Consider the following 13,029-nt stretch of genomic DNA (forward strand, 5'->3'; position numbering starts at 1 on the left):
GTGATAGTTCATGCATGCGGCGGCGTGCGCGCAAACACGAGGTTCGTGACGCGCGCTGCGCCGGCCCCTTTCAGGACGGCCGCGACTTCGTCGAGCGTATGCCCGCTCGACATGACGTCGTCGACCACGCCCACATGGCGTCCGCGCACGTCGCACGCGGCGTCCACCCCGAACGCCCCGCGCACATTCTTCTTGCGTTCTCCCGGCGCGGCATTCGACTGCGCCTGTGTTTCCCGCACCCGTTGCAAGAGCCGCGGCGCTACGGCCACGCGCAAGGCGCCGGCCAGCGGCCGCGCCACCTCGAGCGCCTGGTTGTAGCCGCGCTCGACCAGGCGGCCTTGCCCCAGCGGTACCGGGCAAAGCACGTCAGGCAATGCTGGCGCTGCACGTGCAATGGCGCCCTGCAGCACGCGCGCCATCCACGGCGCCAGCGCCAGCTGGCCCCCGAATTTCAGCTGCAGCACCAAGCCGTCGAGCGGCGCCGCGTAATCGCAGGCGGCCACGGTGGCATCGAAGGCGGGCCTGTCGGCCAGGCAGGCGCCGCAATGCCGGCCGAGATCGGGCGCGCCGACCGGATTGGCGCAGCACGGGCAGCGCGTCACGGGCAGGACGTAGGCCTGCTCGCAGGCCGCGCACACGGCTTGACCCGAGTGGCCTCCGCACAAGGTGCAGGCCGACGGCAGCATGGCGCCCAGCAGGCGGCCGGGCAGTGCGCGAAGGTCCAGCATCGGCTCGACTTCCCACAACCGGTTAAACTGCCAACATTATCTCATCTCGACTTGCATCCCATGGCTTCTCCTCAATCCTCGTCCAGGCTGAGCGCTCCGATCGACCTGTCCCGCGTGCGCGAGCTGTTTGCGCATCCCGAACGCATCGCCCCGTCGGATTTCCTGCGCCGCGAGATCGCCGGACGGATGCATGAGCGCCTGAGTCTCGTCAAACTCATTCCGAAGCAGGTGCTGGACGCCGGTTGCGGCGCCGGGGCCGACCTGGCCTTGTTGCAGAAGACCTATCCGGCTGCCCAGATCCTGGGCCTCGACGGAGCAGGGGCCATGGCGCGCGCGGCGAAGGGGCCGGTAGCGCAGGGCGGTGCGCTGAACCAGCTGCTGACGCGCCTGATGCCGGCCAAGGCCGGTGTCGACGTGCTGTGCGGCGACTATGGCAACCTGCCGCTGGGGCCAAACTCGCTCGACCTGCTGTGGTCGAACCTGGCGCTGCACTGGCATCCGCTGCCCGATCGCGTGTTCGCCGAATGGCGCCGCGTGCTGCGGGTGGAGGGGCTGCTGATGTTTTCCTGCTTCGGTCCGGACACCTTCACCGAGCTGCGCAGCGCCTTCGCCGCGCTCGACGCCTACCCCCACACCTTGCCCTTCGTCGACATGCACGATTTCGGCGACCAGCTGGTCGAGGCCGGCTTTTCGACGCCCGTGATGGACATGGAACGCATCACCGTCACCTACGCCACGCCGCAGGCGGTGCTGGCGGACGTGCGGGCGCTGGGCGGCAATCCGCTGGAATCGCGCCGCCGCGGCCTGATCGGCCGCCCGGCCTGGCAGCGCATGCTCGACGCCCTGGAGGCGCAGCGCCGCCCGGACGGCAAGCTCGGCCTGACTTTCGAAGTCATCTACGGCCACGCCTTCCGCCCCGCGCCGCGCACCACTGCCTCGGGCGAGTCGATCGTGCGCTTCCAGCCTCGCAAGCCCTAATACCCGTTCTGCATGGCACATATTGCAATCAGGGCGATTTTCCTTGAATAAAAATTAGTGCTTTAGATATAATCAATTGCTATTTTTTTCGTCTGACCAATAGAATCGCTTAAAAAAGCGGCACTTCAGCGCGAAAAATAGAAAAAAGAATTGCAGCAGTCGCAGAGTCGCCCGGTCCTGGCAGCAACGTATTGCCAGGGGGGCGAGATGGTTTCCCACCATTCCGCAGCGCAATTTGCGGGACGACCCGGCAAGCCCTCTGTGAACAGTACGGAGCGGCAGCGGTTCGTTCACGGAATTGCTGGCCCGTTAAAAATATTCTTATTTTTTGGGTGGTTGGGGACATACATGACATATGCAACGCGACTGAAGGCCGTGCTGTCCGGCTTTGCCGTACTCGCAGTAGCTATTTCTGCGCCGACATGGGCGCAGCAACAGCCGATCACAGGCCGGCCTCTCGAGCACCAGCTCAATATGCAGGCCCCCGTCACCGCCGTCGGCGCCGACATCTATTCCTTGCACAACTGGATGATGATCGTCTGCCTGGTGATCTTCGTCGCTGTATTCGGCGTCATGTTCTATTCGGTGTTCAAGCACCGCAAATCGCTGGGCCACAAGCCCGCCACCTTCCACGAATCCACCGCCGTCGAGATCGCCTGGACCGTGGTGCCGTTCCTGATCGTCATCGGCATGGCGCTGCCCGCGACCAAGACCGTGGTCGCCCTGAAGGACACCTCGAACGCCGATCTGACCATCAAGGCCACCGGCATGCAGTGGAAGTGGGGCTACGACTACCTGAAAGGCGAGGGCGAAGGTATCTCGTTCCTGTCGAACCTGGCCACCCCGCGTTCCCAGATCGGCGAACCGGGCGTCAAGCCCACCGAGGCGCGCACCGAGAACTACCTGCTCGAAGTCGACAACGAGATGGTGGTCCCGGTGAACAAGAAAATTCGCATGGTGTTCACCGCCAACGACGTGATCCACGCCTGGACGGTTCCGGCGTTCGCGATCAAGCAGGACGCCATCCCCGGTTTTGTCCGTGACGGCTGGTTCCGCGCCGAGAAGACCGGCGTCTATCGCGGCAACTGCGTCGAGCTGTGCGGCAAGGATCACGCCTTCATGCCGATCGTGGTGCGCGTGGTGACCGACGCCGAGTACACCGCCTGGGTCGAGGGTAAGCAGAAGGAAATGGCGGCCCTGGCCGACGATCCGACCAAGACCTGGACCATCGACGAACTGAAAGTGCGCGGCGAGCAGGTCTACGCCGCCAACTGCGTGGCCTGCCACCAGGCCAACGGCAAGGGCGTGCCGGCTGCGTTCGCGGCGCTGGACGGTTCGCCGAACGTGCTGGGAGAGAAGGCGCACCAGATCGACATCCTGCTCAACGGCCAGAAGTCCGGCAAGTTCCCGACCGAAATGCCGGCGTGGAAACAGTTGTCCGATACCGAGATCGCCGCCGTGATCACCTATACCCGCAATACCTGGTCGAACAAGGCTGCGGAAAATATCGTTCAACCGGCCGAAGTCCTGGCCGCACGCAAATAATGCAGGGGTAACGACATGAGCACCACGACGATCGACCACGGCCACAATCACGAGCACGACCAGGCGCACGGGCACGACCACGGCCACGACGAGCATCACGACCATCCACACGGCTGGCGCCGCTGGCTGTTCGCCACCAACCACAAGGACATCGGCACGCTGTATTTATGGTTCTCGTTCATCATGCTGCTCTCGGGCGGCGTGTTGGCGCTGATGATCCGCGCCGAGCTGTTCCAGCCCGGCCTGCAGTTCGTGCGTCCCGAATTCTTCAACCAGCTCACCACCATGCACGGCCTGGTGATGGTGTTCGGCGCGATCATGCCGGCCTTCGTGGGCTTTGCCAACTGGATGCTGCCACTGCAGGTGGGCGCCTCGGACATGGCGTTCGCGCGCATGAACAACTTCTCGTTCTGGCTGCTGCCGCCGGCCGCGCTGCTGCTGGCCGGTTCCTTCCTGGTGCCGGGCGGCGCGACCGCCGCCGGCTGGACCCTGTATGCCCCGCTGTCGACCCAGATGGGCGTCGGCATGGACATGGCGATCTTCGCGATGCACATCATGGGCGCCTCGTCGATCATGGGCTCGATTAACATCATCGTCACCATCCTGAACATGCGCGCGCCGGGCATGACCCTGATGAAGATGCCGATGTTCTGCTGGACCTGGCTGATCACCGCCTACCTGCTCATCGCCGTGATGCCGGTGCTCGCCGGGGCCATCACCATGACCCTGACCGACCGCCACTTCGGCACCTCGTTCTTCAACGCCGCCGGCGGCGGCGACCCGGTCATGTACCAGCACATCTTCTGGTTCTTCGGCCACCCCGAGGTCTACATCATGATCTTGCCGGCCTTCGGCATCGTCTCGCAGATCATCCCGGCGTTTGCCCGCAAACCCCTGTTCGGCTACGCCTCGATGGTGTACGCCACCGCCTCGATCGCGATCCTGTCGTTCGTCGTCTGGGCCCACCACATGTTCACCACCGGCATGCCGGTGACCTCGCAGCTGTTCTTCATGTACGCCACCATGCTGATCTCGGTGCCGACCGGCGTGAAGGTGTTCAACTGGGTCGCCACCATGTGGAAGGGCTCGATGACCTTCGAGACCCCGATGCTGTTCGCGGTCGGCTTCATCTTTGTGTTCACCATGGGCGGCTTCACCGGCCTGATCCTGGCCGTGACCCCGATCGACATCCAGGTCCACGACACCTATTACGTGGTGGCCCACTTCCACTACGTGCTGGTGGCCGGTTCGCTGTTCGCGCTGTTCGCCGGCTTCTACTACTGGGCGCCGAAGTGGACCGGCCATATGTATCCTGAAGGCCGCGGCAAGATCCACTTCTGGCTTTCCTTGATCACGTTCAACATCACCTTCTTCCCGATGCACTTCCTGGGACTGGCCGGCATGCCGCGCCGCTACGCCGACTACGCCGTGCAATTCACCGACTTCAATATGATCGTGTCGATCGGCGCGTTCGGCTTCGGCTTCAGCCAGGTGTACTTCCTGTTCGCGGTGGTGCTGCCGACCATCCGCGGCGGCGCCAAGGCCCCGGCCAAGCCGTGGGAAGGCGCGGAAGGCCTGGAGTGGACCGTGCCGAGCCCGGCGCCGTTCCACACCTTCGAACATCCGCCGCTGGTGAAGTGATGAGCGCCCGCAAACCGAATAATTTGCGGACCGCCCTGTGGGTGGGCGGCCTGGCGCTGTTCTTCTTCGTCAGCGTGTTCGTCAAGTTCACCTTGCTGAGCTGAGGCCGGTCATGAGCAGCAAGTTGCTACGCTTGAATCGCACCATGCTCGGCAAGCTGGTGGTGGTGGCGATCGGGATGTTCGGCTTCGGCTATGCGCTGATACCGGTGTACCGCCAGGTGTGCGAGGTGCTTGGCATTAATGTGCTGACCCAGAAGGGTGAGTTCGTGGCAGCGCCCACCAACACCCAGGTCGACAAGTCGCGCACCATCACGATCGAGCTGGACGGCAATTCGCAGGGGCCGTGGCGCTTCCGTCCGACCACGCGCAGCATCGACGTGCACCCGGGCGAGCTGGCCACCGTCATGTACGAGGTGGTCAACACCCAGGGCAGGGCGGTCAAGGCCCAGGCGATCCCGAGCTATGCGCCGCAATCGGCCACGCCGCATTTCATGAAGGTGGATTGCTTCTGCTTCCAGGAGCAGACGCTTGCAGCGAACGAGGCGCGCCAGATGCCGGTGGTGTTCTTCATCGATCCCAAGCTGCCGCGCGAAGTGAAGAACATCACGCTGTCGTACACCTTCTTCGAGATCGGCGGCGCGTTCAAGGCGGCGGCAGCGCCACCCGGATCGGGAAAGAATGGATAAGCCACACCAGCGCAAGGCGAATTTCCTCGCCACCATGAAGGCTGTATTCTGGTCCTTCTTCGGCGTACGCAAGCGCAAGGATTACGAGAACGATGCCGCCAACCTGAACCCGGTGCACGTGATCATCGCCGGGTTGATCGGGGTAGCGATCTTCATCGGACTGATCATGCTGGCGGTGCGGTTCGCAGTGTCGGCAACATAGACGCAACATAAATAGAATCACAGAGGAGATAAACATGAGTTCGTCACCAGTGAGTTCCCCAGGCACCGCGCCTTACTATTACGTCCCCGGCCCCTCGCGCTGGCCGATGCTGGCCGGCATCTCGATGCTGGTGACGATGGCCGGCGCGTCCGGCTGGGTCAACAGCATGTCATGGGCGCCGGCCGTGTGCCTGGCGGGCATCGCCGCCATGCTGGTGGTGCTGTATTTCTGGTTCGGCGACGTGATCCGGGAATCCGAATCGGGCCTGTACGGCAAGCGCATCGACCTGTCCTACCGCTGGTCGATGAGCTGGTTTATTTTCTCCGAGGTGATGTTCTTCGGCGCCTTCTTCGGCGCGCTGTTCTATGCGCGCGCGATCTCGATGCCCTGGCTGGCCGACCTCGACCACCAGATCCTGTGGCCCGACTTCTCGGCCCAGTGGGGCAATACCGGCCCGGCCAATATCGTCGACGGTTTCCGCACCATGGGACCGTTCCCGATCCCGACCATCAATACCGCGTTGCTGCTGACCTCGGGCGTGACGCTGACCATCGCCCACCATGCGCTGCGCGCCGGACATCGCAACAAGACCGCGATCTGGCTGGCGGCGACGATCCTGCTGGGCGCCGTGTTCATGGGCTTCCAGGCTTACGAATACATCCACGCCTACCGCGACCTGAACCTCAAGATGACCTCGGGCATCTACGGCTCGACCTTCTTCATGCTGACCGGCTTCCACGGTTTCCACGTGACCATGGGTGCGATCATGCTGGCGGTGATCCTGTATCGTGTCATGAAAGGGCACTTTACGGCAGATAACCACTTCGGCTTCGAAGGCGCTGCATGGTATTGGCACTTCGTCGACGTGGTGTGGCTTGGGCTGTACGTCGTCATCTACTGGCTATAAGAGCCACTGAGAGGTTCAACGCAAGCCGGTTGGGGCGATCCACCCCAACTGGTAGGCTGCCAGCAAACACAGAAACAGGACGATCGACAAACCGACCCGCATCGCCAGCGCATTGACGGTGCGGTTGCTGCGCCCCTTGTCGCGCATCAGGAAGAACAGGGCCGAACCGAGGCTGGCCAGGATCAGGACGAAGGCGATGGCGACGAAGATTTTCATGATGGACCTGCGAAAGGTTGAGGCTTCATTGTAATGCGGTTCGGCTTCCGTTTTCGTCCCATCGCCTTCGCCGCGGCCGTGGTCGTGGCCATCATCGGCATCCTGCTCGGCAACTGGCAACAGGGCCGGGCCGCCTATAAAACCGAGCTGCAGGCGCGCCAGCTGGCGCGCGCCGCCGACCTCCCGCTCGATCTCACCCCGTCCGCACAGCTCGGCCCGGAAGATGAATTCCGCAGCGTGCGGATGCAGGGCGAGTTCGTCGCCGGCTGGCCGGTCTTCCTCGCCAATCGGCCCATGGGAAGCCAGTCCGGGTTCTATCTCGCAATGCCGTTTAAAATAGCGGGTTCTGACATGCATGTGCTGGTGCTGCGTGGCTGGCTGCCGCGGCCCGCCGGGGCCGAATATGGCAAGCTGCCCGCGTTCGCCACGCCCGCCGGTCCGCTCCTGCTCAAGGGCCGGATCGTGTCAGGGGCCGGGAAGGTGATGGACCTGGGCGAGGGGGCTCCGCTGGCGCCCGGCGCCATGGTCCAGAACCTGACGCCCGAGACGCTCGCCGCGGCCAGCGGCCTGAAGATGCAGCCCTTCGTGGTGCAGCAGACCCAGTCCGCCGGCCGTCGCGACGCGCTCGCCCGCAACTGGCCCGCGCCCGATGCGGGCATCGACAAACACCGCGGCTACGCCTTCCAGTGGTATGCACTGGCGGCGCTGGCCCTACTTTTTTATGTGATAACGGGATTCCGACGTGGCTCAAGAACAAATCGCTGACCCAACACCTCCGAGCGACCCCAACGCAGCGCGCCGTCGCGGCCGCATGAAGCTGATGATCGTGCTCCTGATCTGCGCGCTGCCGATCATCGTGTCGTACATCACCTTCTATATCGTCAAGCCGGATGGCCGCACCAATTACGGCACCATCCTCGACGCGCGCAGCCTGCCGATCCCCGAGATGGCCACCACCACGCTCGACGGCAAACCGCGCACCCTGGCCGACCTGAAAGGCAAGTGGGTCATGCTGCGCGTCGGTGGCGGCGTCTGCGAAGACGAATGCCAGCGCCAGCTGTATGCGATGCGCCAGTGGCGCACCATGCAGGGCAAGAATATGGAACGCATGGAGCGCGTCTGGCTGATCACCGATAAGGAGCCGCTCGATACCGTGCTGATGCGCGAGTACGACGGCATGGAACTGCTGCGCGCGCCCGCCGCGACGGTGGCGCAATGGCTGCCGGTCGAGTCCGGCCAAAAGATCGGCGACCACATCTACCTGATCGACCCGCTCGGCAACCTCATGATGCGCTTCCCCTACCAGCCGGAACCGGGCCGCGTGTACAAGGACATCGCCAAGCTGCTCAAGGCCTCGTCCATCGGTTGAACCTCCAAGGTTGAGCTTCATAGTCACAGTTAAAAGAAACACATGGATCTGTCTTCACTGCTTCACCTGCTTCTGATGGGCGCACTGGTTGCCAGCCTGCCGCTGGCGATCGTCTGGATGTCGACCGACCCCAATAAATACCGCAAGCTGGTGTGGGTGATGGTGTTCCTGACCTTCGACCTGATCGTGTTCGGCGGCTTCACCCGCCTGACCGACTCGGGCCTCGGTTGCCCGGACTGGCCGGGCTGCTATGGCGAAGCCAATCCCTTCCTGGCCCATGAACACATCGCTGCCGCCGAGGCCGCGATGCCGACCGGCCCGGTGACCGTCGCCAAGGCCTGGATCGAGATGATCCACCGCTACCTGGCGATGGGCATCGGCGCGCTGATCCTGGCGCTGCTGTTCACGTCGGTCAAGCAATGGCGCCGCACCCACAACGAAGTCTTCAAGCCGGGCATGCCGCTGGCGCTGCTGGCCTCGGTGCTGGTGCAGGGCGCCTTCGGCGCCTGGACCGTCACGCTCAAGCTGCAGCCGGTGATCGTCACCATCCACCTGTTGCTGGGCATGATGTTGCTGGCGATGCTGGTCTGGATGGGCTGCCGCGAAGACTATCTGCTGAAACCGCCGCCGCAGGTACGCAGCCAGGGCCCGGGCCTCGTGCGCCGCCTGCGCGGCCTGCGCATCCTGTCGCTGCTGGCGGCCATCGTACTTACGGCGCAGATCGCGCTCGGCGGGTGGGTGAGCACCAACTACGCCACCATGGCCTGCGACACCTTCCCGCTGTGCCAGGGCGCGCTGGTGCCGGAACTCGACTTCGAGCACGGCTTCCACCTGTGGCGCGAGCTGGGCATGACGATGGAAGGCCATTACCTGCCGTTCTCGGCCCTGGTCGCGATCCACTGGGTGCACCGGGCATTCGCGCTGGCGGTGGTGCTGGTGCTGGGCCTGGCGGCCTGGCGCGCCTGGCATCTGCCGGAGGTCGGCAAGACCGCGCGCCGGCTGCTGCTGGTGATGGTCGTGCAGCTGTTCACCGGCATCGCCACCGTGTATTTCGACTTCCCGCTGGCGATCGCCGTCATGCATAACGCCGGGGCGGCCCTGCTTGTCATTCTGGTGACCATGTTAAACTACCGGGTGAAGTTCCAACTCGACGCGGCCCGCGCCACCCCGGCGCCAGAAGTTGCCGCGTCTGCTAGCGCCCCCAGATGACGATCCAGACAGCCATCCCTAAAACCTCGAACCGGTTCTCGCAATACTGGACCCTGACCAAGCCGCGCGTGACGCAGCTGGCGGTGTTCTGCGCCGTGATCGGGATGTTCCTCGCCACCGACGGCTTCCCGGGCTGGCAGACGTTGGTCGCCGGCACGGCCGGCATCTGGCTGCTGGCCGCCGCCGCCTTCGCGGTGAACTGCCTGGTCGAGGCCGAGGTCGACGCGCGCATGGCACGCACCGCGCGCCGCGCCACCGCCTCGGGCGAACTAAGCCAGCCGCAGACGATCACCTTTTCGCTCGTGCTGGGCGGCCTGGGCATGTACATCCTGTACGCCTTCGTCAATCCGCTGACCATGTGGCTGACCTTCGTCACCTTCGTCGGCTATGCCTTCATCTATACCCTTTTGCTCAAGCCGAACACCTCGCAGAACATCGTGATCGGCGGCCTGTCGGGCGCGATGCCGCCGGCGCTGGGCTGGGCCGCGGTGGCCAACGACGTGCCGATGGAAGCCTGGCTGCTGGTGCTGATCATCTTCATGTGGACCCCGCCGCATTTCTGGGTGCTGGCCATGTACCGCCGCGACGACTACGCCCGTTCGGGCCTGCCGATGCTGCCGATCACCCACGGCATGAAGTTCACCGGCCTGCAGGTGTGGCTATACACGATCGGCCTGGCCGCGACCACCTTGCTGCCGTTCGCGGTCGGCATGAGCGGTTTGATCTACCTGGCGGCGGCGGTGCCGCTCAACGCCATCTTCCTGCGCCACGCGTGGCGGGTGCATCGCAACTACAGCGATATGGCGGCGCGCAAGACCTTCACCTGGTCGATCGTCTACCTGTCGCTGCTGTTCGCGGCCTTGTTGGTCGACCATTACTTCAGGTTCTGATAGGACGGGTTCAACGATGAAGAAACTCCTGGGCGTACTGGGATTCACGGCTGTCGCGCTGCTGGCAAGCGGTTGCGACAAACTCGGCGACAAGCCGCCGGCCTTCCACAACACCGACGTCACCGGCGTCGACTACGCCAAGGGTTTTGCGCTCACCGACCATACCGGCAAGCCGCGCACGCTCGCCGATTACAAGGGCAAGGTGGTGGTGATCTTCTTCGGCTACACCCAGTGCCCCGACGTGTGCCCGACCACGATGGCCGAGATGGCCACGGTAATGAATGAACTGGGCCCGTCGAGCGCCGACGTGCAGGTGCTGTTCATCACCGTCGACCCCGAGCGCGACACCCAGGAACTGCTGTCGCACTACGTTCCCGCCTTCGACAAGCGCTTCGTCGGCTTGTACGGCGATGCTGCAGCGACGGCCAAGGTGGCCAAGGAATTCAAGGTGTTCTACGCCAAGGTGCCGGGCGCCGATCCCGGCACCTACACGGTGGACCACACGGCCGGCAGCTTCGTGTTCGACAAAGAGGGCCGCCTGCGCCTGTTCGTGCGCCACGGCCAGGGCCCGGCGCTCATCGCCCACGACCTGCGCCAACTGCTATGAACGCTGGGAGCGGATGGCCTTTAGCCGCTGGATAACGTCCGACCGGTATTGCTGATGGCCGCGCTGCGCCCTCGGGTGGGCGATGCGAAAGCATGTTGCGTCGCCCGCCTGGAACTCCCACATCTTTCCGGGTTCCGTTTTGATGGTCTTGTGTCCGTCAAAGTGCTCGCTGAACAGCTGCTTGATATAACCGTCGATACCAGCTCGACCCGTCGAAAACACGATGGCATCAGGTTTGAAAAACTTGATTTGCATTGCGAGCAGCTCCAGGGAAATCATGCTGACGGCGGCCAATTCTGCTGGAGGGCGCTCGAGCGGCGATTGGCCAGCGTAATCCCACGCGAACAAATTACCGTAGATGAGCGCTGTGGGCGCGAGGCATAATTCTTTCGCGATCCGGAAATAGTACTGCTTGAAACGACTCCTGGTTGTTGTGCTCACCTTTCCATCTGGTCGTATCTGCAAATGCTTGCGATACCGCGCTACCGCTTCGTCGACGATCTGCCGTGTGGCTCCCGCCTGGTTGGCGGTAAAGATGCGATCAAGCTTGTTAAGGCCGGTTCGCGTATTCCATCCTGCGGTTTCGCGTCCTACATGCATCAACCGGAAATCGCTCGTCCAATAATCGGCGGAGGCTACCGGCAGGAAAACACCTGAATAGCGATCTTCCGCAATCGGAAAGCTTTCTCGTTTCATTCGGCCCAAGACGTCAGCATATTGATTCAGGACTGTGTGCAACAAATTCTCCAATGTATTGGTTGTAATTGGGGTGGCTCGTGAGCATTCTTCACAAGCGAAAGTCTATCCGGTTGGCGACGGATAGATCACGCTACTGCTGATAAGATGGCGTAAACATCAACCACACACGAGCCGCATGGAAGCACGCCCTGGCCGGAACTACACCCGCATCGCCATCGTCGTCCTGCTGACGCTGGGCTGCCTCTACGTCCTGCGGCCCTTCCTGCCGGCCATCCTGTTCGCCGCCGCTGTCGCCATTTCGACCTGGCCCCTGTACCTGCGCCTGCTGCGCGAGCTGCGCGGCCAGCGCACGATCGCGGCGCTGACGATGACGCTCACCCTGACCCTGCTGTTCATCATCCCGCTGTCGATGGTGGCCTATAACCTGGGCGACGACGTTGCGCGCGGCTTCGGTCAATTGCGCGTCCTGGTCGAGCACCGCGAACTGGCGCCGCCGGCCTGGATCCGTGAGATCCCTCTCGTCGGCGGAACACTCGACACCTACTTGCACGACCTGATCGCCAGCCGCGAACAGATGCTGTCCCTGGCCCAGCGCATGCTGGAACCGGCCCGTACCTGGCTGGTCAAGGGTGGCATCATGCTCGGCACCGGCGTCGTGCAGATGAGCTTGGCGGCCTTCGTCAGCTTCTTCCTGTACCGCGACGGGAATGCGCTCTTGGCGGTGATCGCGGTGACGATGCGCAAGGTGATGGGCGAAGGCGCCGAGTCGATCCAGCATACGGTCAGCCAGACCGTGCGCGGCGTGATGTACGGTTTGCTGGGCACGGCGCTGGCCCAGGCGCTGGTGGCGGCGGTCGGGTTTGCGATTGCCGGCGTGCCGGCGGTGCCGCTGCTGTCGGTGCTGGTGTTCCTGACTTCCCTGATCCCGCTCGGCCCGCCGCTGGTGTGGGGCGGCGCCACCGTGTGGCTGTTCGCCCATGGCGAGACGGGTTGGGCGATCTTCATGGCGATCTGGGGCACGGTGTTGATCAGCGGCGTCGACAACGTCGTGCGGCCGATGCTGATCAGTCGCGGCAGCAGCCTGCCGTTCCTGCTGACCCTGCTCGGGGTGCTGGGCGGCGTAATCGCTTTCGGCTTTGTCGGCATGTTCATCGGGCCGGTGCTGCTGGCGGTGGGCTATTCCCTGATGAGCGAATGGACTGGGACCGAAGACCCCATCGTCAAGCATGAGGACGAGCATGCACACGAATAACCGGCAGTTTGTCGGAGAACTTTACAAGGCAGTCCCCGTCCGCGGATTAAGGTTTGTTTTTATTGAGTTAATTTAATTGGTACGGAAGTTGCTGTGCT

Annotated in this window: 15 protein-coding genes; 12 read left to right on the plus strand and 3 right to left on the minus strand. The window is 63.5% G+C overall.

What is annotated here, in order from left to right; genetic code table 11:
* Positions 1 to 8: 8 nt before the first annotated feature.
* Positions 9 to 728, minus strand: a complete 720-nt coding sequence (locus AC3A6F_RS01065; protein WP_487678130.1) for a ComF family protein — start codon at positions 726 to 728, stop codon at positions 9 to 11.
* Between the two features lie 60 nt (positions 729 to 788).
* Between AC3A6F_RS01065 and AC3A6F_RS01070 the strand changes: the two genes are divergently transcribed.
* The 6 genes from AC3A6F_RS01070 (at position 789) to AC3A6F_RS01095 (ending at position 6,689) form a co-directional block, all read left to right on the plus strand.
* Positions 789 to 1,706, plus strand: a complete 918-nt coding sequence (locus tag AC3A6F_RS01070) for a methyltransferase domain-containing protein (protein ID WP_487678131.1) — start codon at positions 789 to 791, stop codon at positions 1,704 to 1,706.
* Positions 1,707 to 2,054: 348 nt separating this feature from the next.
* Positions 2,055 to 3,251 (plus strand): cytochrome c oxidase subunit II, encoded by a 1,197-nt coding sequence (coxB, locus tag AC3A6F_RS01075; RefSeq protein WP_487678132.1) that lies wholly within the window; start codon positions 2,055 to 2,057, stop codon positions 3,249 to 3,251.
* 15 nt (positions 3,252 to 3,266) lie between these two features.
* The gene (ctaD, locus tag AC3A6F_RS01080; protein WP_487678133.1) at positions 3,267 to 4,892 is read left to right on the plus strand and encodes a cytochrome c oxidase subunit I; all 1,626 of its coding nucleotides are present in this window, start codon (positions 3,267 to 3,269) and stop codon (positions 4,890 to 4,892) included.
* Positions 4,893 to 5,004: 112 nt separating this feature from the next.
* Positions 5,005 to 5,580: a cytochrome c oxidase assembly protein gene (locus AC3A6F_RS01085; protein WP_487678134.1), complete on the plus strand. Its 576-nt coding sequence runs from the start codon at positions 5,005 to 5,007 to the stop codon at positions 5,578 to 5,580.
* Entirely contained in the window at positions 5,573 to 5,782 is a 210-nt protein-coding gene (locus AC3A6F_RS01090; protein ID WP_487678135.1) for a DUF2970 domain-containing protein, read from the plus strand. The genes AC3A6F_RS01085 and AC3A6F_RS01090 overlap by 8 nt, the downstream gene beginning before the upstream one ends.
* A gap of 34 nt (positions 5,783 to 5,816) precedes the next feature.
* Positions 5,817 to 6,689: a cytochrome c oxidase subunit 3 gene (locus AC3A6F_RS01095; RefSeq protein ID WP_487678136.1), complete on the plus strand. Its 873-nt coding sequence runs from the start codon at positions 5,817 to 5,819 to the stop codon at positions 6,687 to 6,689.
* 15 nt (positions 6,690 to 6,704) lie between these two features.
* On the opposite strand, the gene AC3A6F_RS01100 is transcribed toward AC3A6F_RS01095, so the two are convergent.
* Entirely contained in the window at positions 6,705 to 6,905 is a 201-nt protein-coding gene (locus tag AC3A6F_RS01100; protein ID WP_123069972.1) for a twin transmembrane helix small protein, read from the minus strand.
* A gap of 33 nt (positions 6,906 to 6,938) precedes the next feature.
* On the opposite strand from AC3A6F_RS01100, the gene AC3A6F_RS01105 reads away from it, so the two are divergent.
* Genes AC3A6F_RS01105 through AC3A6F_RS01125 form a run of 5 tightly spaced genes read left to right on the plus strand, consistent with a single transcriptional unit; the run spans position 6,939 to position 10,980 of the window.
* On the plus strand, positions 6,939 to 7,670 hold the full coding sequence (locus AC3A6F_RS01105) for an SURF1 family protein (protein WP_487678137.1): 732 nt from the start codon (positions 6,939 to 6,941) through the stop codon (positions 7,668 to 7,670).
* 46 nt (positions 7,671 to 7,716) lie between these two features.
* Positions 7,717 to 8,274: an SCO family protein gene (locus AC3A6F_RS01110; RefSeq protein WP_487678138.1), complete on the plus strand. Its 558-nt coding sequence runs from the start codon at positions 7,717 to 7,719 to the stop codon at positions 8,272 to 8,274.
* A 42-nt stretch (positions 8,275 to 8,316) separates the two neighbouring features.
* Positions 8,317 to 9,483 carry a COX15/CtaA family protein gene (locus tag AC3A6F_RS01115; RefSeq protein ID WP_487678139.1) on the plus strand — a complete coding sequence of 389 codons (1,167 nt, stop codon included), beginning with the start codon at positions 8,317 to 8,319 and terminating at the stop codon, positions 9,481 to 9,483.
* Positions 9,480 to 10,373, plus strand: a complete 894-nt coding sequence (cyoE, locus tag AC3A6F_RS01120; RefSeq protein WP_487678140.1) for a heme o synthase — start codon at positions 9,480 to 9,482, stop codon at positions 10,371 to 10,373. The genes AC3A6F_RS01115 and cyoE overlap by 4 nt, the downstream gene beginning before the upstream one ends.
* Positions 10,374 to 10,389: 16 nt before the next feature.
* Positions 10,390 to 10,980 (plus strand): SCO family protein, encoded by a 591-nt coding sequence (locus AC3A6F_RS01125; protein WP_487678141.1) that lies wholly within the window; start codon positions 10,390 to 10,392, stop codon positions 10,978 to 10,980.
* Here the strand turns inward: AC3A6F_RS01125 and AC3A6F_RS01130 are convergent.
* A complete protein-coding gene (locus AC3A6F_RS01130) occupies positions 10,975 to 11,718 on the minus strand; it encodes a hypothetical protein (RefSeq protein ID WP_487678142.1) in 744 nt (247 codons plus the stop codon). The genes AC3A6F_RS01125 and AC3A6F_RS01130 overlap by 6 nt on opposite strands.
* A gap of 136 nt (positions 11,719 to 11,854) precedes the next feature.
* Here AC3A6F_RS01130 and AC3A6F_RS01135 point away from each other — a divergent pair, with 136 nt between their 5' ends.
* The gene (locus AC3A6F_RS01135; protein WP_487678143.1) at positions 11,855 to 12,931 is read left to right on the plus strand and encodes an AI-2E family transporter; all 1,077 of its coding nucleotides are present in this window, start codon (positions 11,855 to 11,857) and stop codon (positions 12,929 to 12,931) included.
* Positions 12,932 to 13,029 lie beyond the last annotated feature (98 nt).

This window comes from Massilia sp. Soil_C_3 (assembly GCF_057657035.1).